Genomic DNA, 17,952 nt, shown 5'->3' with positions numbered 1-17,952 from the left:
ACTACATGATTTATATGAGGTTATAGGGATTAAGGGAGGCGGCGCTCAGTCTTGCTGGTGCTTTCCGCTGGCCGAGGCGGCGAAGCCCTGCCGTACCTGTCAGGTACGGCTGGCGTTCTTGCCGCGAATCAGCTGGCGCAGCGGGAAACGGTTCGGGTGGCAGGCTTCGGCGACATCGCGGGGCACCGGCAGGGGTTCGTCGTCCAGCCAGGCGGCCAGCAGCTCGGCGGCCAGCGGCGCGGTGATCAGGCCCCGTGAGCCATGGCCGCTGTTGACGTAGAGGCCGTCGAGCCAGGGCGCCGGTGCATCCGGCACCTGGCGCGCATCGCGGCCCAGCACGGCATAGGTTTCGGCGAAGGCGGCGGCATCGCACAGCGGGCCTACCAGCGGCAGGTAGTCCGGTGTGGTGCAGCGGAAGGCCGCGCGGCCTTCCAGCAGCGCCGGGTCGAGCTGTTCGGCCTGCAGGCGTTCGGCGAGGTCCGGGGAGATTTCCCGCAGCAGCTCGAGGTTGCCGGCGTGCTCGGCGGTGGTCGGCGCCAGGTCCTGGCTGTGGAAGTCGAAGCTGGCGCCCAGGGTGTGTTCGCCGTTGCGCACCGGTGCGACATAGCCTTCGGCGCAGACCACGGTGGCCAGCGCGCGGCTGCTGGCGGTGGCCGGCAGGCGGCTGATCTGCCCACGGATGCGCTTGAGCAGCATCCCGCTGGCCTGGGGGAACCGGAGGATTTCGGCGGCGCCGGCCAGCACCGCGATCGGTGCTTCGGCCAGCACCTGCTCACCGTCCAGCGCCTGCCAGCGGCCATTCTCGCGGCGCAGCTGCAAGGCTTCGCTGTGGGGCAGCAGGCGGATGCCGGGCTGCCCGGCCAGCCAGCGGCACAGGGCGGGCGGGTGCACCCAGCCGGCTTCGGGGTAGAACAGCCCACCGGCGGGCAGGGCGACGCCGGCGATGGCTTCGGCCTCTTCACGGTCGAGCCGGCGCAGCAGGCCGGCGGGGAAGGCGGCGGCCAGGCTCACCTGGCGCTCGGCTTCCTTGGCTTCGAAGGCCAGTTGCAGCACGCCGCAGCCTTGCCAGTCCTGGTTCGGCTGCAGGTGCTGGAGCAGCCGGCGGGTATGGCCGAAGCCGCTGACGATCAGGCGCGACAGTGCAGTGCCGTGGGCGGAAAGCTTGAGGTAGAGCACCCCCTGGGGATTGCCGGAAGCCTCCTCGGCAACGCCGGCGTGGCGCTCCAGCAGGGTCACCTGCCAGCCACGGGCGGCGAGGCTGGCGGCGCTGGCGCAGCCGGCCAGGCCGGCGCCTATCACCAGCACCTGGCGCTCGCCCGCGAAGGGCGCGGGGCGGGCGAACCAGGGTTTGCCGGCGCTGGTAGGTTCGCCCAGGAAGCGGCCCTTGCTCATGTGCCATTTGCTGCCGAAGCCCTGGGCACGGCGGATCTGGAAGCCGGCCTCCTTGAGTGCGCGGCGTACGAAACCGGCGCTGGTGAAGGTGGCCAGGGTGGCGCCCGGTGCACTCAGCCGCGCCAGCTGGGCGAAGAGTTCGGGGGACCACATCTGCGGGTTCTTCGCCGGGGCGAAGCCGTCGAGGAACCAGGCATCGATGCGGGCATCCAGCTCGGGCAGGCAGTCCAGCGCATCGCCCACCAGCAGCGTCAGCGTCACCCGCCCTGCGGCGAACAGCAGGCGCTGGAAACCGGGGTTCACCGCGCGGTACTGGTCCAGCAGGGCGCCGGAGAAGGGCGCCAGTTGCGGCCACAGCGCCAGGGCGCGGGCGAGGTCTTCACGGGCCAGCGGGTACTTCTCGACGCTGACGAAATGCAGGCGGGCACCGGGCGGCGCCAGCTCGTCGAACAGCTGCCAGGTGCTGAGGAAATTCAGGCCGGTGCCGAAGCCGGTCTCGCCCACTACCAGGCGCTCGCCGGCGGCCAGTTCGGCGAAGCGCCGGGGCAGTTCGTTGCCGTCGAGAAAGGTGTGGCGCGTCTCGTCGAGCCCCGAGACGGGGGAGAAGTAAACGTCGTCGAATTCGCGTGACAACGGCTGGCCCTGCTCGTCCCAGGCGAGCAGCGCGTGATGGAAATCGGACATGGAGGACCCCGGCGGAACGAAGCGCGAATAGTAGCCGATCAAGCCGGGCAGGAGCGTGCGACAGGGGGACGCTTGGGGCGATGCGTTGCGGCGTCGGGCGCTTCGCGAGCAGGGCTCGCTCCTAGAGGAAAGAGAGTGCGTCGGCTTGGGGAAACCTGTGACTTCGTCGAATCTTTCACCCCGTGCGGAGCCGTCTTCCGCTATTTTTTCTCCACCAACCTGGGAGAGTCGCATGTTCGAATCTGCGGAAATCGGTCATTCCATCGACAAGGAAACCTACGAGAAAGCGGTGCTGGAGCTGCGCGAGGCATTGCTGGAGGCGCAGTTCGAGCTGAAACAGCAGGCACGCTTCCCGGTGATCATCCTGATCAACGGCATCGAGGGCGCAGGCAAGGGCGAGACGGTGAAGCTGCTCAACGAGTGGATGGACCCGCGCCTGATCCATGTCGAGAGTTTCCTGCTGCCCACCGACGAGGAGCTGTCGCGGCCGCCTCAATGGCGCTTCTGGCGCAAGTTGCCGGCCAAGGGGCAGACCGGCATCTTCTTCGGCAACTGGTACAGCCAGATGCTCCATGCGCGGGTCGAGGGTGACATCAAGGACGGCCGTTTCGACCAGGCCATCGATTTCGCCGAGCGCTTCGAACGCATGCTCTGCGACGAGGGTGCGCTGATCTTCAAGTTCTGGTTCCACCTGTCCAAGAAGCAGCTCAAGCAGCGCCTCAAGGACCTGGAGAAAGACCCGCAGCGCAGTTGGAAGCTCAACCCGCTGGACTGGAAGCAGAGCGAGACCTACGACCGCTTCGTGCGCTTCGGTGAGCGCATGCTGCGCCGCACCAGCCGCGACTACGCGCCCTGGTACGTGGTCGAGGGCGTCGACGAGAACTACCGCAGCCTCAGCGTCGGCCGCATCATCCTCGAGGGGCTGCAGGCCGCGCTCAAGCGCAAGGACCGCCCGGTGCTGCAGCCCCACGCGGCGCCGCTGGTTTCCAGCCTGGACAACCGCGGGCTGCTCAGCAGCCTCGACCTGAGCCTGAAACTGAGCAAGGACGATTACCGAGAGCAATTGGACGCCGAGCAGGCGCGGCTGGCCGGGCTGATGCGCGACAAGCGCTTCCGCGAGCACGCGCTGATGGCGGTGTTCGAGGGCAATGACGCGGCCGGCAAGGGAGGGGCCATCCGCCGGGTGACCGGGGCCCTGGACCCGCGCCAGTACCGCACCGTGCCCATCGCCGCGCCCACCGAGGAAGAGCGCGCACAACCCTACCTGTGGCGCTTCTGGCGCCATGTGCCGCCGCGCCGGCAGTTCACCATCTTCGACCGCTCCTGGTACGGCCGCGTGCTGGTGGAGCGGGTCGAGGGCTTCTGCTCGGAGGCCGACTGGTTGCGCGCCTACAGCGAGATCAACGACTACGAGGAGCAGCTCCACGACCACGGCATCGTAGTCGTGAAGTTCTGGCTGTCCATCGACAAGGACGAGCAGATGCGCCGCTTCAAGGAGCGCGAGGAGACTTCCTTCAAGCGCTACAAGATCACCGACGAGGACTGGCGCAATCGCGACAAGTGGGACCTCTACGTCGACGCCGTGGGCGACATGGTGGATCGCACCAGCACCGAGCTGGCGCCCTGGACCCTGATCGAGGCGAACGACAAGCGCTATGCCCGGGTGAAGGTGCTGCGCACCCTCAACGAGGCGTTGGAGCGGGCCTTCAAGAAGGGCTGAGCCGGCGGGCGATGGCCGCGCATACGCAGGGTGAATGATCGTCGCCCTGCGACATTGGGTGGATTTATGCTCCGGCCATCGTCAATGGACACCCGTCCTCAAACCCACAAGAAAGAGGTGCGTCATGCGTGAAGTGGTGATAGTCGACAGCGTTCGGACCGGCCTGGCCAAGTCCTTCCGCGGCAAGTTCAACATGACCCGGCCGGACGAAATGGCCGCCCACTGCGTGAACGCCCTCCTGGCGCGCAATGACCTGGACCCGACGCTGGTGGACGACTGCGTGGTCGGCGCCGGTTCCAACGAAGGCGCCCAGGGCCACAACATCGGCCGTAACGTCGCCGTGCTCTCGGGCCTGGGCATCGGCGTCGCCGGCATGACCCTGAACCGCTACTGCTCCTCGGGCCTGCAGGCCATCGCCATCGCCGCCAACCAGATCGCTTCCGGCTGCAGCGACGTGATGGTCGCCGGCGGCGTCGAGTCCATCACCCTGACGCTGAAAAGCATCAACCAGGACAACTTCGTCAACCCGCGCCTGAAGCTGGAACACCCCGGCATCTACTACCCGATGGGCCAGACCGCCGAGATCGTCGCGCGTCGCTACAACGTCTCCCGCGAGGCCCAGGACCTGTACGCCCTGCAGAGCCAGCAGCGCACCGCCCGTGCCCAGGCCGCCGGCCTGTTCGACGATGAAATCGTGCCGATGAACGTCAAGTACGGGGTCGAGGACAAGGCCACCGGCGAGAAGAAGATCGTCGACGGCGTGGTCGACCGCGACGACTGCAACCGCGCCGACACCACCCTGGAAGGCCTGGCTTCGCTGAAGCCGGTGTTCTCCGAGGACGGTTCGGTCACCGCCGGCAACTCCTCGCAGCTGTCCGACGGCGCCTCCATGACCCTGCTGATGAGCCTGGACAAGGCCATCGAGCTGGGCCTCAAGCCCCGGGCCTTCTTCCGTGGCTTCGCCGTGGCCGGTTGCGAGCCGGACGAAATGGGCATCGGCCCGATCTACTCGGTGCCCAAGCTGCTCAAGGCCCGTGGCCTGTCGGTGGACGACATCGACCTGTGGGAGCTGAACGAAGCCTTCGCCTCGCAGTGCCTGTATGCCCGTGACCACCTGGGCATCGACAACGAGAAGTACAACGTCAACGGCGGCTCCATCTCCATCGGCCACCCCTTCGGCATGACCGGCTCGCGCCAGGTCGGCCACCTGGTGCGCGAGCTGCAGCGCCAGGGCAAGCGCTACGGCATCGTCACCATGTGCGTGGGCGGCGGCATGGGCGCCACCGGGCTGTTCGAAGCGGTGCGCTGATCCGCGCCACGGACGCCGCAATGACAAAACCCGCAACGGCCTGGCCGCTGCGGGTTTTTATTTGGGCGCTGTGTACCCTGGGGCGGGCGGCGTTTTTTGTAGGGGCGACTTCAGTCGCCAAGCGGCGCACAGCGCCGCCCTGCGGGAGCGAATTCATTCGCGATGAGAAGCCGGCGGGGCTGCGCTTGCGGTCGTATGTGCGGCGCTCAGAGGCGGCTGGCGATGATGTCGTCGGCCTGCGCCATGCGGCGGATGTAGAAGGCGATCTCGCGCTCGGCGTCGGCGCGGGTGAAGTAGGGGCCTTCCAGGGTGCCTTCGCGGGTGGCGAAGAAGTATTGCCCATTCACCGCGCTGACGCGGTCGCTGCGGTAATGGGTGCTGGCTGCGGCGTCCACGGTGCGTTGCCCGAACATGCTGATTACTCCGGGGTGAATGGGGCGGATATTTTTGAGTCTAATGCGCGTTTCCGGGGCTGCGCAGGGAGACGATAAACGGTAGCAATCGCTACCTGATCGTGAACGTTTGCGACTTTTTCAGAAAAATGGCGCTGGAAAACCGGCGCTTGGCCGCGCGCTGACCGGTACAGTTGCGCGCCAGCTGCGAGGCCAGGTGTTGCTGTGTGTACGGCGGGCCAGGTTCTAGAATGACCGGCCCGTGCCGTGTAGGCCGGGTCCTGCCTGCTTCGAGGTCTGCATGCACATTTCTTCTGGCCGTTGGCTGTACGGCCTGTTTCTCGCCCTGGTCACCGCCGTGCTCTGGGGCATCCTGCCGATCAAGCTCAAGGAAGTGCTGAAGGTGATGGACCCGGTGACCGTCACCTGGTTTCGCCTGCTGGTGTCCGGCTCGCTGCTGTTCGTCTGGCTCGCGGCGACCCGCCGCCTGCCGCGCTTCCGCCCACTGGGGCGCAAGGGGGGAGGGCTGGTGGCGCTGGCCATCGCCGGGCTGCTGGGCAACTACGTGCTCTACCTGATCGGCCTGAAGATGCTCAGCCCCGGCACCACGCAACTGGTGATCCAGGTGGCGCCCATCCTCTTCCTGATCGGCAGCCTGTTCATCTTCAAGGAGAGTTTCAGCATCGGCCAGGCACTCGGCCTGGCGGTGCTGGTGCTGGGCTTCGGCCTGTTCTTCAACCAGCGCCTGGATGAGTTGCTCACCTCCCTGGGCACCTACACCACCGGCGTGCTCATCGTGCTCGCGGCGGCCTTCGTCTGGACTTTCTACGGCCTGGCGCAGAAGCAACTGCTGACGGTGTGGAACTCCATGCAGGTGATGATGGTGATCTACCTCGGCTGCGCGGCCCTGTTGACGCCCTGGGTGTCGCCGCTGGAAGCGCTGCAGCTGTCGCCGTTGCAGGGCTGGCTGTTGCTGGCCTGCTGCCTGAACACCCTGGTGGCCTATGGCGCCTTCGCCGAAGCCCTGGCCCACTGGGAGGCCTCGCGGGTCAGCGCCACCCTGGCCATCACCCCGCTGGTGACCTTCGCCTCGGTGGCGGTCGCCGCCAGCTTCTGGCCCGACCACGTGGTGCCCGAACAGCTCAATGGCATCGCTTACGGCGGCGCCTTGCTGGTGGTGCTGGGCTCCGCGCTCACCGCCCTCGCGCCCTCGCTGGTGCGCAGCTGGAGGGCGCGCCAGGTTCGCGCGCTGTAAGGGGGCTTGCGGGGGCGTTCCGTGCCGCCGCTTTCCCGGGCTGAAGCCCGGGCTACGTTGGCATCCTGAAGACACCCCTCGTTGGGCCTCGCTGCGCTCGGCGCCAACCTACGCCGCTTGGCGCCAGGCTAGTTGCGGGTGCCCAGGGTTTCCGCCTTGCGCAGCCAGGCTTGGCGCTGTTCCTCGGTGGAGGGGCGCACCGGGGCGAATTCGGCGAGGCGGCGGGTCTTGATGCCGCAGAAGCCGAGGATGGTGCGGGTCATCTGCCGGTGCCCGGGGGCGCCGTAGATCCAGCGAAAGTACCAGGGCGGCGTGTCCAGGGTCACCAGCAGGTCGGCGGTGCGGCCTTCGAGCAGCTTGTCCCAGGAGCGCACGCCGCGGTAGCGGAAGGCGAAGCCGGGGAGGAACACGCGATCGAAGAAGCCCTTGAGCAGCGCCGGCACGCCACCCCACCAGACCGGGTAGACGAACACCAGGTGCTCGGCCCAGTGGATCTGCCGCTGGGCCTCCAGCAGGTCCGGCTCCAGCGCCTGGCTCTGGTCGTAACCCTGGTGCAGCACCGGGTCGAATTCCATCTCGCCGAGCTTGAGCAGGCGCACCACGTGGCCTTCGCTGCGGGCGCCCTGGGCATAGGCTTCGCCCAGGGCATTGCACAGGCTGTTGCCCTTGGGCGAGCCGAAGATCATCAGGATGCGCTTGCCGTCGCCTTCCAGGGGCGTGGCGCCGTGCTTGGCGGTATCAACCATGTTGGCCGGCCTCCAGCATGGTTTCCGGGCGCACCCAGGCGTCGAAATCCGCCTCGCTGACGAAGCCCAGCGCCAGCGCCGCCTCGCGCAGGGTGGTGCCTTCGCTGTAGGCCTTCTTGGCGATCTGCGCGGCCTTGTCGTAGCCGATATGGGTGTTGAGGGCGGTGACCAGCATCAGCCCGCGTTCCAGGTGCTCGGCCATGCGCGCGGCGTCCGGTTCCATGCCGGCCACGCAATGGCGCTGGAAGTTGCGCGCGCCATCGGCCAGCAGGCGGATGGATTGCAGCAGGTTGTGGGCGATCACCGGTTTGAACACGTTGAGCTGCAGGTGGCCCTGGCTGGCGGCGAGGCTGATGGTGGTGTCGTTGCCGATCACCTGGCAGGCGAGCATGGACAGCGCCTCGCACTGCGTCGGGTTGACCTTGCCGGGCATGATCGAGCTGCCCGGCTCGTTGGCCGGCAGCCTCACCTCGGCCAGGCCGCCACGGGGGCCGGAGCCCAGCAGGCGCAGGTCGTTGGCGATCTTCATCAGTGCCACCGCCAGGGTCTTCAGGGCGCCGGAGAGGGTCACCAGGGGCTCGTGCCCGGCCAGGGCGGCGAACTTGTTGGGCGCGGAGACGAAGGGCAGGCCGGCCAGGGCGGCCAGTTCCGCCGCCATGGCTTCGGCGAAGCCGTGGGGCGCGTTGAGCCCGGTGCCAACGGCGGTGCCGCCCTGTGCCAGCTGGTAGACCGCCGGCAGGGCATTGCGGATGGCGCGCTCGGCGTAGTCGAGCTGGGCGACGAAGGCCGACAGCTCCTGGCCGAAGGTGATAGGGGTCGCATCCATCATGTGGGTGCGCCCGGTCTTCACCAGGCGCGCATGGCGGGCGGCCTGCTCGGCGAGGCCGCCGCTGAGTTCGGCCAGGGCCGGCAGCAGTTCCTGATGGACTGCCTGGGCGGCCGCGATGTGCATGGCGGTGGGGAAGCTGTCGTTGGAGCTCTGGGCGTGGTTGACGTGGTCGTTCGGGTGCACCGGGCTCTTGCCGCCGCGGGTGCCGCCGGCCAGTTCGTTGGCACGGCCGGCGATGACCTCGTTGACGTTCATATTGCTCTGGGTGCCGCTGCCGGTCTGCCAGACCACCAGGGGGAATTGCTCGTCGTGGCGGTGGGCGAGCACTTCGTCCGCAGCCTGCTCGATGAGGCGGGCGATGTCCGGGGCGAGGGTGCCGTTGCGGCCGTTGACCCGCGCCGCGGCCTTCTTGATCAGCGCCAGGCCGTGCACCACCGCCAGCGGCATGCGCTCGACGCCGATGGCGAAGTTTTCCAGCGAACGCTGGGTCTGGGCGCCCCAGTAGGCGTCTTCAGCGACTTCCACCGGGCCCAGGCTGTCAGTTTCGGTACGGCTCATTGCGCATGCTCCAGAAGGTATTTTCCGCAGTTTAGGCCGCAGATGGAGCATGGGGTTCAACGGGGGGCGCTATTACCAGCGTGCGTGGGTGGAGCCGAGCCAGCCCAGGGCGTTGTCCACCGGTACGCGTTCGCCGGTGGGGCCGCGCAGCACGCCGTCGAAGCGGCCGAACCACTGGCGGGTATCGGCGAAGAGCGGCCCCAGGCGCGGGTTGGCCTGGTGCAGCTGGCGCGGGGTGAAGGTGAGCTGCACGCGGTTGCATTCGGTGCTCAGCTGCCAGGGCGCGAGGGGGTTGTTCTGCGCCTGTTCGATGCGCACCGGGCGGTCCAGCTTGGACAGCTCGCCGCCGAACCACAGGGCGTTCTCGGTGAGGCCGCTGGCGTCGGTCCAGCCAGCACCGAAGTTGCCGGCGATGCCGCCGCTGGTGGCGAAGGCGGCGCGGGTCCAGTGGCTGTGCAACGGCCAGACGCCGCGCCCGAAGTCGAGGGCGGCGAAGCTCTGGCCGGGCTGGCAGTCGAAATGGCGATTACCCAGCTGCACGCTGCCGCTGGCGGGGAGGCCGAGCTGGCGGCTGCTGGCGTGGAAGCCACGGCCGGGGAAGGGCGCCACCAGGTTCACCGAATCCAGGTGCAGGGGGCGCAGGATGTCGAGGGCGGCCTGCATCGGTTGGCCGCCGATATCCGGCACGGCGACGGTGATGCGGGCGCGGCCGGGGTGTTCGTCCACCTTCAGGTGCAGGCGCGGGTGCTGGAATTCATAGCCTTCGAGCGGTGTATCGGGGAGGCTGCAGCCACGGCCGAACAGGCGCAGCTGGGAGTGGTTGACCGCCAGGCCCGTTTCCAGGTCGAGGAAGTAGGCGCCGCAGTAGCCCAGGTAGTCGAGGTCGGCCAGGGTCAGCGACAGCACCCATTGCGGGGTGGTGATGCACCAGTGGTTCCAGCGTTTGCGCCGGCCGACGTTGCCGGGGATGGCGCAGTTCAGGCGTGGGCGGTTCGACCAGCCGATGGCCAGTGGCTCCAATCGGCCCTGGGCATCGCACAGCGCGGCCGGCCCGGGCGGCGCCAGTGCAGTGATATGGCTAGTCATCGGACACGTCCATGTGGGGTGCAGCTTCCATTTTTGAAGAGGCGGGGAACATTGCGCGCGACCCATGGCCCAAAGGGGCGTTGTGTCGGCGGGCTGACAGCGTTTTATTGACGCGGAAGGATGCCCAGAGGCCGCTAGCATGAGCAAGTGATGGCATTTTGACAATAGACCGTTGGAGTGCACCGATCCACAGTTTGGCCGTGATCCGGCACACGTCCCCATCGCTTGAGCTCCCCATGGGCTCGGGCGCAGAATGACCCGCCCTCGGGGAACCCCCGTAACCGCTCAGACCAAGGAATACCGATGACCAAGCTTCGCGTACTTTGCACCGCCGTCCTGCTCGCTTGCGCCAGTGGCCAGGCGCTGGCCGATGCCGCCAGTCATGCCGCCAACGCTGAGCGCTTCCTCAAGCTCGCCCACGCCGACAAGCTCACCGTGCCGGTCTACGGCCAGGTGCAGCAGATGTTCGCCCAGCGCTTCGAGCAAAGCGGCGCGCCGGCGGACAAGAAAGCCGCCCTGGAAAGCTACCAGGCCAAGGCCAACACCGCCCTCGACAAGGCCGTGGGCTGGGACAAGCTGAAGCCCGAACTGGTGAAGATCTACACCACCAACTTCACCGAGCCGGAGCTGAAGGACCTGATCGCCTTCTACGAATCGCCCCTGGGCAAGAAAGTCCTGGAGAAGATGCCGACCCTGACCGCGCAATCCGCCCAGCTGACCCAGTCGCGCCTGGAAGCGGCCGTGCCGGAAGTGAACAAGCTGCTGGCCGACATGACCAGCGAACTGGCCCCCAAGGACCAGAAGAAGAAGTAAGCGGAGCCCTGCATGAGCATGCGTGATCGAATCCTCGCCGCCTTTGCGGCCCTCGAGCCCCAGCACCTGGAGGTGCTGGACGAGAGCCATATGCACAGTCGCGGCCTGGAGACCCACTACAAGGCGGTGATCGTCAGCCCCGCGTTCGCCGGTCTCAATGCGGTCAAGCGCCACCAGAAGGCCTACGCCACCCTGGGTGAGCTGATGGGGCAGTTCCATGCCCTGGCCCTGCACACCTACACCCCCGAGGAGTGGGCTGCGCAAGGCGCCGCACCGGATTCGCCCACCTGCAAGGGCGGCAGCAAGCACGATCTCTGATCGATGTTTCCCGGGCACGGCTCCGTGCCCGGGTGCCTTTCTTCAGCCCACCGCCCTCCCGGTTTGAGCCCCGCTTGAAGCTGCCTGGTTCGGTGCGTGCACCCTGCGCGGCACACCCCCTGGCATGAGCGCGTGCCTCGCTCGACTCCGCCTGGTGGAGGTAAAGAGCGACCTCCACCCTACAGGTCATGTCCAGCCGGAGGCTTGGCGGGACTCGTGCCTTCCGTGAAGCCTCTCTCCCCTGGCTGAAGACGCCGTCCCGCACCACAAGTCGCCTGAGACCTTTTCACGCAGTTTCCCGGCTGCGCTTTTTGCTAGAATCCGCCCCCAGCGCCGGCCTTGCCGGCGCTGTCGTTTTTGTCACCCGGTCCGCCCTTTGCGTGGGCGACCACTGGAGGAAATCACCATGTCCCGGATCGTCGTCGCGGCGCTCTACAAGTTCGTCTCCCTGAAAGACTACGTCGCCCTGCGCGAACCCCTGCTCAAGACCCTGCTCGAGAACGACATCAAGGGCACGCTGCTGCTGGCGGAGGAGGGCATCAACGGCACCGTCTCCGGCACCCGCGAGAGCATTGACGCGCTGCTGGCCTGGCTCAAGGTCGACCCGCGCTTCATCGACCTCGACCACAAGGAGTCCTACTGCGACGAGCAGCCCTTCTACCGCACCAAGGTCAAGCTGAAGAAGGAGATCGTCACCCTGGGCGTGCCCGGCGTCGATCCCAACCAGCGCGTGGGTACCTACGTCGAGCCGCAGGACTGGAACGCCCTGATCAGCGACCCCGAGGTGCTGCTGATCGACACCCGCAACGACTACGAAGTGGCCATCGGCACCTTCGAGGGCGCGGTCGATCCCAAGACCAAGTCGTTCCGCGAATTCCCCGAGTACGTGCGCGAGCACTACGACCCGGCGGTGCACAAGAAGGTCGCGATGTTCTGCACCGGCGGCATCCGCTGCGAGAAAGCCTCGGCCTACATGCTCAACGAAGGCTTCGAGGAGGTCTTCCACCTCAAGGGCGGCATCCTCAAGTACCTGGAAGAGGTGCCCGAGGCGGACACCCTCTGGCGCGGCGACTGCTTCGTCTTCGACAACCGCGTCACCGTGCGCCACGATCTGACCGAGGGCGACTTCGACCAGTGCCACGCCTGCCGCAACCCGATCTCGGTCGAGGATCGCCAATCGCCCCATTACGCCCCCGGCATCAGCTGCCCCCATTGCTGGGACAGCCTCAGCGAGAAGACCCGCGCCGGTGCCCGTGAGCGGCAGAAGCAGATCGAACTGGCCAAGGAACGCAACCTGCCGCACCCGATAGGTCGCAACCCGCGCCAGCCCATGGAGAGTTGAGAGAGCCCGATGCCCAAGACCCGCCTGCTCTACGTGATGGACCCGATGTGTTCCTGGTGCTGGGGCTTCGCCCCGGTGGCCGATGCCCTCGCAGAGCAGGCCCGTGCGGCCGGCGTCCCCATGCACCTGGTGGCGGGCGGCCTGCGCACCGGCCAGGGCGCCTCGCTCGACCCCAATACCCGGCGCTACATCCTCGAACACTGGCATGCGGTGCATGACGCCACCGGCCAGCCCTTCCGCTTTGAGGACGCGTTGCCGGACGGTTTCGTCTACGACACAGAGCCGGTCTGCCGCGCCTTGGTGGTGACCCGCTCGCTGCATGAAGAGGCCACCTGGCCGCTGGTCAAGCTGATCCAGCATGCCTTCTACGCCGAGGGGCGCGACGTGACCCAGGCGGCGGTGCTGGTGGAGCTGGCCGAGGCGGCCGGCATCCCGCGTATCGAGTTCGCCGAGGCCTTCGATGGCGCTGCCGCGCACCAGGCCACCGCCGAAGACTTCACCTGGGTGCAGGACCTGGGCATCGCCGGCTTCCCCACGCTGCTCGCCGAGCGTGACGGCCAGCTGGCGCTGCTGACCAACGGCTACCAGGGCCTGGATGAGCTCGCGCCGCTGCTGGCCCGCTGGCTGGAGCGTGCGACCCATGCCTGATCGTCTTAGCTGGGCGGAGATCCGCCGTCTCGCCCTGCGTCACAAGAAGGCCCTGTGGCTGGCCAACCTGGTGGCCGTCTTCGCCACCCTGTGCAGCGTGCCCATCCCGCTGCTGCTGCCGCTGCTGGTGGATGAGGTGCTGCTCAAGCAGGGCGACGCTGCGCTGAAATTCATGGACCGCTTCCTGCCCGACGGCTGGCAGGTGGCCGCCGGCTACATCGGCCTGATGCTGGTCACCACCCTGTTGCTGCGCAGCCTGGCGCTGGTGTTCAACGTGCTGCAGGCGCGGCTCTTCGCGCGGCTGTCGAAGGACATCGTCTACCGCCTGCGCGTGCGCCTGATCGAGCGCCTCAAGCGCATCTCCCTGGGTGAATACGAAAGCCTGGGCGGCGGCACCGTCTCCGCTCACCTGGTCACCGACCTGGACACCCTGGACAAATTCATCGGCGAGACCCTCAGCCGCTTCCTCGTGGCCATGCTCACCCTTGCCGGTACCGCCGGCATCCTGGTGTGGATGCACTGGAAGCTGGCGCTGCTGATCCTGCTGTTCAACCCACTGGTGATCTGGTCCACGGTGCAGCTGGGCAAGCGGGTCAAGCACCTGAAGAAGCTGGAGAACGACAGCACTTCGCGCTTCACCCAGGCGCTGACCGAAACCCTGGAAGCCATCCAGGAAGTGCGCGCCGGCAATCGCCAGGGTTTCTTCCTCGGCCGCCTCGGCCTGCGTGCCAAGGAAGTGCGTGACTACGCCGTCGCTTCGCAATGGAAGAGCGACGCCGCCGGGCGCACCAGCGGCCTGCTGTTCCAGTTCGGCATCGACGTGTTCCGCGCCGCGGCCATGCTCACCGTGCTGTTCTCGGACCTGTCCATCGGCCAGATGCTGGCGGTGTTCAGCTACCTCTGGTTCATGATCGGCCCGGTGGAGCAATTGCTCGGCCTGCAGTACTCCTACTACGCCGCAGGTGGCGCCCTGACGCGCATCAACGAGCTATTGGCCCGCGCCGACGAGCCGCAATATGCCGGCCGCGTCGACCCCTTCACCGGCCGCGAGACGGTGGGCGTGCAGGTAGAAGGGCTGCGTTTCGCCTATGGCGACGAGCCGGTGCTGGATGGCCTCGACCTGTCCATCGCCCCTGGCGAGAAGGTGGCCATAGTCGGCGCCAGCGGCGGCGGCAAGAGCACCCTGGTGCAGCTGCTGCTGGGCCTCTATACCGCCCAGGCCGGGACCATCCGCTTCGGCGGCGCCAGCCTGGAGGAGATCGGCCTGGAGCGCGTGCGCGAGCATGTGGCAGTGGTGCTGCAGCACCCGGCGCTGTTCAACGACAGCGTGCGCGCCAACCTCACCCTGGGCCGCGAGCGCAGTGACGAGGCTTGCTGGCGCGCGCTGGAGATCGCCCAGCTGGCCGACACCATCCGCGCCTTGCCGCAAGGGCTGGACAGCATCGTCGGCCGCTCCGGCGTGCGCCTTTCCGGTGGGCAGCGCCAGCGCCTGGCGGTGGCGCGCATGGTGCTGGCCGACCCGCGCGTAGTGATCCTCGACGAAGCCACTTCGGCACTCGACGCCGCCACCGAATACGCCCTGCACCAGGCCCTGGCGCGCTTCCTCGAAGGGCGCACCACGCTGATCATCGCCCACCGCCTGTCCGCGGTTAAGCAGGCGGACCGGGTGCTGGTGTTCGACGGCGGGCGCATCGCCGAGGACGGCGACCACCAGCGCCTGATCGCCGACGGCGGGCTCTACGCCAAGCTCTACGGCCACCTGCAGCACTGACCGGACAGGCGTGGCGTCACGTTGGCACACCGCTCCGTCAACTTTTCATTACGCCATCGCCCGCCGGCCCCGCGCGGGCCGTGGGCGTCTGCCCGGCGTAAGGAAAAGCTGCCGCCGGGCCAGGCGGCCATCACAGTTTCCCCGCCTATCTGTGCCTTGTTTCCGCGCCTCCGGGCGGGTGTGATGGCCCCCGCCACGCGTGCCGGCCACCGGTCACGCCCATGACAACAAAACCCGGAGGTCCCCGATGACCCCAGCCTTGCAGCCCGGCGCCCGTGCGCCTGGATTCCCCTTCGTCGCCTGCGCCTGTGACCCGCCGGCCTCGGCGCGCATCCCTGTCAACGCGAATTGTCGTGCCCGACCGCTCCCTGCCTGGGGGGAGGTGCCGCCCGACGCCCGCTGAAAGGTTTACCCGCCTTGCCATTCCGCCGCGCCACAAGCGCTGCGGGTCCGATTTCCGTCACGACAACAATCAAAAGGTGACGCCATGCACGACACGCAATCCCAGGGCACGCTCAAGCGCGGCCTGAAGAATCGCCATATCCAGCTGATCGCCCTCGGTGGCGCCATCGGCACCGGCCTGTTCCTCGGCTCGGCCGGGGTGCTCAAGTCCGCCGGGCCGTCGATGATCCTCGGCTACGCCATCTGCGGCTTCATCGCCTTCCTGATCATGCGCCAGCTCGGCGAAATGATCGTCGACGAGCCAGTGGCCGGCTCCTTCAGCCATTTCGCCCACAAGTACTGGGGCGGCTTCGCCGGCTTCCTCTCCGGCTGGAACTGCTGGGTGCTGTACATACTGGTGGGCATGTCCGAGCTCACCGCGGTGGGCAAGTACATCCACTTCTGGTGGCCGGAGGTGCCCACCTGGGCGACGGCTGCGGTGTTCTTCGTGGTGGTCAACGCCATCAACCTGGCCAACGTGAAGCTGTTCGGCGAGGCCGAGTTCTGGTTCGCCATGATCAAGGTGGTGGCCATCGTCGGGATGATCGTGCTTGGTTGCTGGCTGCTGTTCAGCGGCTCCGGTGGCGAGCAGGCGACCGTGTCCAACCTCTGGGCCCACGGCGGCTTCTTCCCCAATGGCATCGGCGGCCTGGTGATGGCGATGGCCTTCATCATGTTCTCCTTCGGCGGCCTGGAAATGCTCGGCTTCACCGCCGCCGAGGCCGAGAAGCCCGGCCAGGTGATCCCCAAGGCGATCAACCAGGTGATCTGGCGCATCCTCATCTTCTATGTCGGCGCCCTGGTGGTGCTGCTCTCCCTGAGCCCCTGGGATGCGCTGCTGGCCAGCATCAACGGCGCCGGCGACCCCTACAGCGGCAGCCCCTTCGTGAAGATCTTCGCGCTGATCGGCAGCGACGCCGCCGCGCACCTGCTGAACTTCGTGGTGCTCACCGCCGCGCTTTCGGTCTACAACAGCGGCACCTACTGCAACGGCCGCATGCTGGTGGGCCTGGCGGAGCAGGGTGATGCGCCGAAATCCCTGGCCCGCGTGGACAAGCGTGGCGTGCCGGTGCGCGCCCTGGTGGTCTCGGCCCTGGTGACCTTCCTCGCCGTGGTGGTGAACTACGTGGTGCCGCACAACGCCCTGGAGCTGCTGATGTCGCTGGTGGTGGCGGCGCTGGTGATCAACTGGGCGATGATCAGCTACTCGCACCTGAAGTTCCGCCAGCACAAGGATCGCGAAGGCATCCCCACCGCCTTCCGCGCCTTCTGGTCGCCCTTCGGCAACTGGCTGTGCCTGGCCTTCGTGGTCTTCATCCTCGGCGTGATGCTGCTGATCCCAGGCATCAAGGTGTCGGTCTATGCGATCCCGGTGTGGTTGCTGGTGATGTGGGGCTGCTACCGCCTGAAACTCTCCAGCGCGGCCCGCGCCAAGCAGGCCTACGCCGCGGGCTGATCCCGCCTCGCGTCATCCGGGCCCGGCCTCAGCGCCGGGCCTTTTTGCGGGTGCCGAACGCCGCCGTGGCGCCGCGCGGGGCGATCTGCGAGCATGTCGCGCCGCCTGTCCATGGAGGGCGCATCCGCAATGATCTTCGGTCCCGATCCCACCTTCATCCTGATCTTCGGTATCGCCGTGTTGCTGGCCGTACTGTCCGTGCCCGGCCTGCTGGCGCTCGGGCTGGCGCTGGCCCTGCCGCGCTCGCGGCGCCACGTGCTGGCGCGGCCCTGGCGCTATGGGGTGCTGGGCGTGCTGCTGTTGGGGTTCGCCGCCCTGGGCGTGCTGATGCTCTGCGAGGAGCGGCGCATGGAGGCGGAGAGGCAGGCCGAGCACGATGCCCTCAACCCGCGCCTGGAGCGTGACCTGCAACTGGGTGAGCTGGTCTTCCCGGCGGGCAGCCAGGTGCGCCTGGACACCTTCGAGCCGCTGGACTGGCAGGACCAGCCGCAGCCCCACGGGCTGGAGAGCCTGATCGAGGCCTGGCTGCCCAAACCACAACAGGTGCTGGGGCTGGAGGTGGACGCCCTGGAGCTGCCGCTGCACTACTCATTCTCGCGCATGCGCCTGGTGCGCGACAGCGTTGTTGAGGGCTGGCCCTGCGCGGGCAACGACTGGGTGGAGTACCGCCGCGAGGTCGAGGAGCGTTTGCAGCCGTCGCGCTGGCACTTCGACCGTTGCCCGCTGGTGCCCGGCAGCCGGCTGTTCGGGCTGGAGTGGCCGCTGGGCAGCCTTGTCTACGGCAACGGTTACGGCTGGACCCTGCGGGTGTCCGACAGCGCCGGGCCGCTGCCGCTGGAGGGCATGAGCCTGCTGGAGCTGAACCTGATGCTCGACGGCGACCGCCACCTGCTGCGCTGGGACGGGCGCTTGGCCGAGCCCCACGCCCTGGGCGACTGGGACTACCCCGCCGGCACCCGCGTGCGCCACCTCGATGACCAGCGCCTGCTGCTGAGCCCCACCCGCGACGCGCCGGCGCGCAACCGCGTGAGTGGCGAGCAAGTGACGTTCGGACAGTCGCTGGTGCAAGCGCGCGATGGGCGTGAACTGGGGCGTGAGAGCAACGAGCGGATGGGGGTGAATGACGTCTGGGAGTGACGGCCTACGGTCGACGCCCCAAGGGACGTCGGCACTATCCGAATCCCCCCTCGCA

15 protein-coding genes are annotated in these 17,952 nt (G+C 67.7%); 10 read left to right on the top strand and 5 right to left on the bottom strand.

Annotated elements, in window-relative coordinates:
• Positions 1–99: 99 nt before the first annotated feature.
• Positions 100–2,076: a bifunctional tRNA (5-methylaminomethyl-2-thiouridine)(34)-methyltransferase MnmD/FAD-dependent 5-carboxymethylaminomethyl-2-thiouridine(34) oxidoreductase MnmC gene (mnmC, locus tag PI990_RS23010; RefSeq protein WP_271658588.1), complete on the bottom strand. Its 1,977-nt coding sequence runs from the start codon at positions 2,074–2,076 to the stop codon at positions 100–102.
• Positions 2,077–2,308: 232 nt separating this feature from the next.
• On the opposite strand from mnmC, the gene pap reads away from it, so the two are divergent.
• Together pap and PI990_RS23000 are read left to right on the top strand one after the other, a co-directional pair.
• Complete coding sequence (pap, locus tag PI990_RS23005; RefSeq protein WP_271658587.1) at positions 2,309–3,796, top strand: polyphosphate:AMP phosphotransferase; 1,488 nt, start codon at positions 2,309–2,311, stop codon at positions 3,794–3,796.
• Positions 3,797–3,920: 124 nt separating this feature from the next.
• Positions 3,921–5,105, top strand: a complete 1,185-nt coding sequence (locus PI990_RS23000) for a thiolase family protein (protein WP_021218428.1) — start codon at positions 3,921–3,923, stop codon at positions 5,103–5,105.
• A gap of 206 nt (positions 5,106–5,311) precedes the next feature.
• Here PI990_RS23000 and PI990_RS22995 read toward each other — a convergent pair whose 3' ends face one another.
• Positions 5,312–5,518, bottom strand: a complete 207-nt coding sequence (locus PI990_RS22995) for a DUF6316 family protein (protein ID WP_271658586.1) — start codon at positions 5,516–5,518, stop codon at positions 5,312–5,314.
• Between the two features lie 280 nt (positions 5,519–5,798).
• Between PI990_RS22995 and PI990_RS22990 the strand changes: the two genes are divergently transcribed.
• A complete protein-coding gene (locus PI990_RS22990; RefSeq protein WP_021218430.1) occupies positions 5,799–6,752 on the top strand; it encodes a DMT family transporter in 954 nt (317 codons plus the stop codon).
• Between the two features lie 128 nt (positions 6,753–6,880).
• Here PI990_RS22990 and PI990_RS22985 read toward each other — a convergent pair whose 3' ends face one another.
• The 3 genes from PI990_RS22985 to PI990_RS22975 all read right to left on the bottom strand — a co-directional run bounded on the left by PI990_RS22985 (position 6,881) and on the right by PI990_RS22975 (position 9,971).
• A complete protein-coding gene (locus PI990_RS22985; RefSeq protein ID WP_021218431.1) occupies positions 6,881–7,498 on the bottom strand; it encodes an NAD(P)H-dependent oxidoreductase in 618 nt (205 codons plus the stop codon).
• Positions 7,491–8,885 (bottom strand): class II fumarate hydratase, encoded by a 1,395-nt coding sequence (locus PI990_RS22980; RefSeq protein ID WP_184487876.1) that lies wholly within the window; start codon positions 8,883–8,885, stop codon positions 7,491–7,493. The genes PI990_RS22985 and PI990_RS22980 overlap by 8 nt, the downstream gene beginning before the upstream one ends.
• Before the next feature lie 72 nt (positions 8,886–8,957).
• On the bottom strand, positions 8,958–9,971 hold the full coding sequence (locus PI990_RS22975; protein WP_271658585.1) for a DUF2804 domain-containing protein: 1,014 nt from the start codon (positions 9,969–9,971) through the stop codon (positions 8,958–8,960).
• Positions 9,972–10,274: 303 nt separating this feature from the next.
• On the opposite strand from PI990_RS22975, the gene PI990_RS22970 reads away from it, so the two are divergent.
• From PI990_RS22970 to PI990_RS22940, 7 genes are all read left to right on the top strand, one after another.
• Positions 10,275–10,784 (top strand): DUF2059 domain-containing protein, encoded by a 510-nt coding sequence (locus PI990_RS22970; protein ID WP_021218434.1) that lies wholly within the window; start codon positions 10,275–10,277, stop codon positions 10,782–10,784.
• Between the two features lie 12 nt (positions 10,785–10,796).
• Positions 10,797–11,102 (top strand): BolA family protein, encoded by a 306-nt coding sequence (locus PI990_RS22965; protein ID WP_021218435.1) that lies wholly within the window; start codon positions 10,797–10,799, stop codon positions 11,100–11,102.
• Positions 11,103–11,508: 406 nt separating this feature from the next.
• Positions 11,509–12,444: an oxygen-dependent tRNA uridine(34) hydroxylase TrhO gene (trhO, locus tag PI990_RS22960; protein WP_271658584.1), complete on the top strand. Its 936-nt coding sequence runs from the start codon at positions 11,509–11,511 to the stop codon at positions 12,442–12,444.
• Between the two features lie 45 nt (positions 12,445–12,489).
• Positions 12,490–13,092, top strand: coding sequence for a DsbA family protein (locus PI990_RS22955; protein WP_162164737.1), 603 nt, complete (start codon positions 12,490–12,492; stop codon positions 13,090–13,092).
• Positions 13,085–14,863, top strand: coding sequence for an ABC transporter ATP-binding protein (locus tag PI990_RS22950; protein WP_271658583.1), 1,779 nt, complete (start codon positions 13,085–13,087; stop codon positions 14,861–14,863). The genes PI990_RS22955 and PI990_RS22950 overlap by 8 nt, the downstream gene beginning before the upstream one ends.
• A gap of 487 nt (positions 14,864–15,350) precedes the next feature.
• On the top strand, positions 15,351–16,760 hold the full coding sequence (locus PI990_RS22945) for an amino acid permease (protein WP_271658582.1): 1,410 nt from the start codon (positions 15,351–15,353) through the stop codon (positions 16,758–16,760).
• 129 nt (positions 16,761–16,889) lie between these two features.
• Positions 16,890–17,897, top strand: coding sequence for a hypothetical protein (locus PI990_RS22940; RefSeq protein WP_043246384.1), 1,008 nt, complete (start codon positions 16,890–16,892; stop codon positions 17,895–17,897).
• Positions 17,898–17,952: the final 55 nt, after the last annotated feature.

The organism is Pseudomonas sp. TUM22785 (assembly GCF_028198105.1).
Lineage (GTDB): Bacteria > Pseudomonadota > Gammaproteobacteria > Pseudomonadales > Pseudomonadaceae > Metapseudomonas > Metapseudomonas solani.
Note: the sequence above shows the minus strand (reverse complement) of the source record. Positions and strands in the feature narration are given on the sequence as shown.

What these genes read in the sequence shown, in the direction of transcription:
- pap (WP_271658587.1), top strand. Translation starts at nt 2,309, where the DNA reads ATGTTCGAATCTGCGGAAATCGGTCATTCCATCGACAAGGAAACCTAC.
- PI990_RS22990 (WP_021218430.1), top strand. Translation starts at nt 5,799, where the DNA reads ATGCACATTTCTTCTGGCCGTTGGCTGTACGGCCTGTTTCTCGCCCTG.
- PI990_RS22980 (WP_184487876.1), bottom strand. Translation starts at nt 8,885, where the DNA reads ATGAGCCGTACCGAAACTGACAGCCTGGGCCCGGTGGAAGTCGCTGAA.
- PI990_RS22940 (WP_043246384.1), top strand. Translation starts at nt 16,890, where the DNA reads ATGATCTTCGGTCCCGATCCCACCTTCATCCTGATCTTCGGTATCGCC.
- PI990_RS22970 (WP_021218434.1), top strand. Translation starts at nt 10,275, where the DNA reads ATGACCAAGCTTCGCGTACTTTGCACCGCCGTCCTGCTCGCTTGCGCC.
- PI990_RS22995 (WP_271658586.1), bottom strand. Translation starts at nt 5,518, where the DNA reads ATGTTCGGGCAACGCACCGTGGACGCCGCAGCCAGCACCCATTACCGC.
- PI990_RS22975 (WP_271658585.1), bottom strand. Translation starts at nt 9,971, where the DNA reads ATGACTAGCCATATCACTGCACTGGCGCCGCCCGGGCCGGCCGCGCTG.
- PI990_RS22955 (WP_162164737.1), top strand. Translation starts at nt 12,490, where the DNA reads ATGTGTTCCTGGTGCTGGGGCTTCGCCCCGGTGGCCGATGCCCTCGCA.
- PI990_RS22950 (WP_271658583.1), top strand. Translation starts at nt 13,085, where the DNA reads ATGCCTGATCGTCTTAGCTGGGCGGAGATCCGCCGTCTCGCCCTGCGT.
- PI990_RS22965 (WP_021218435.1), top strand. Translation starts at nt 10,797, where the DNA reads ATGAGCATGCGTGATCGAATCCTCGCCGCCTTTGCGGCCCTCGAGCCC.
- trhO (WP_271658584.1), top strand. Translation starts at nt 11,509, where the DNA reads ATGTCCCGGATCGTCGTCGCGGCGCTCTACAAGTTCGTCTCCCTGAAA.
- PI990_RS22945 (WP_271658582.1), top strand. Translation starts at nt 15,351, where the DNA reads ATGCACGACACGCAATCCCAGGGCACGCTCAAGCGCGGCCTGAAGAAT.
- mnmC (WP_271658588.1), bottom strand. Translation starts at nt 2,076, where the DNA reads ATGTCCGATTTCCATCACGCGCTGCTCGCCTGGGACGAGCAGGGCCAG.
- PI990_RS22985 (WP_021218431.1), bottom strand. Translation starts at nt 7,498, where the DNA reads ATGGTTGATACCGCCAAGCACGGCGCCACGCCCCTGGAAGGCGACGGC.
- PI990_RS23000 (WP_021218428.1), top strand. Translation starts at nt 3,921, where the DNA reads ATGCGTGAAGTGGTGATAGTCGACAGCGTTCGGACCGGCCTGGCCAAG.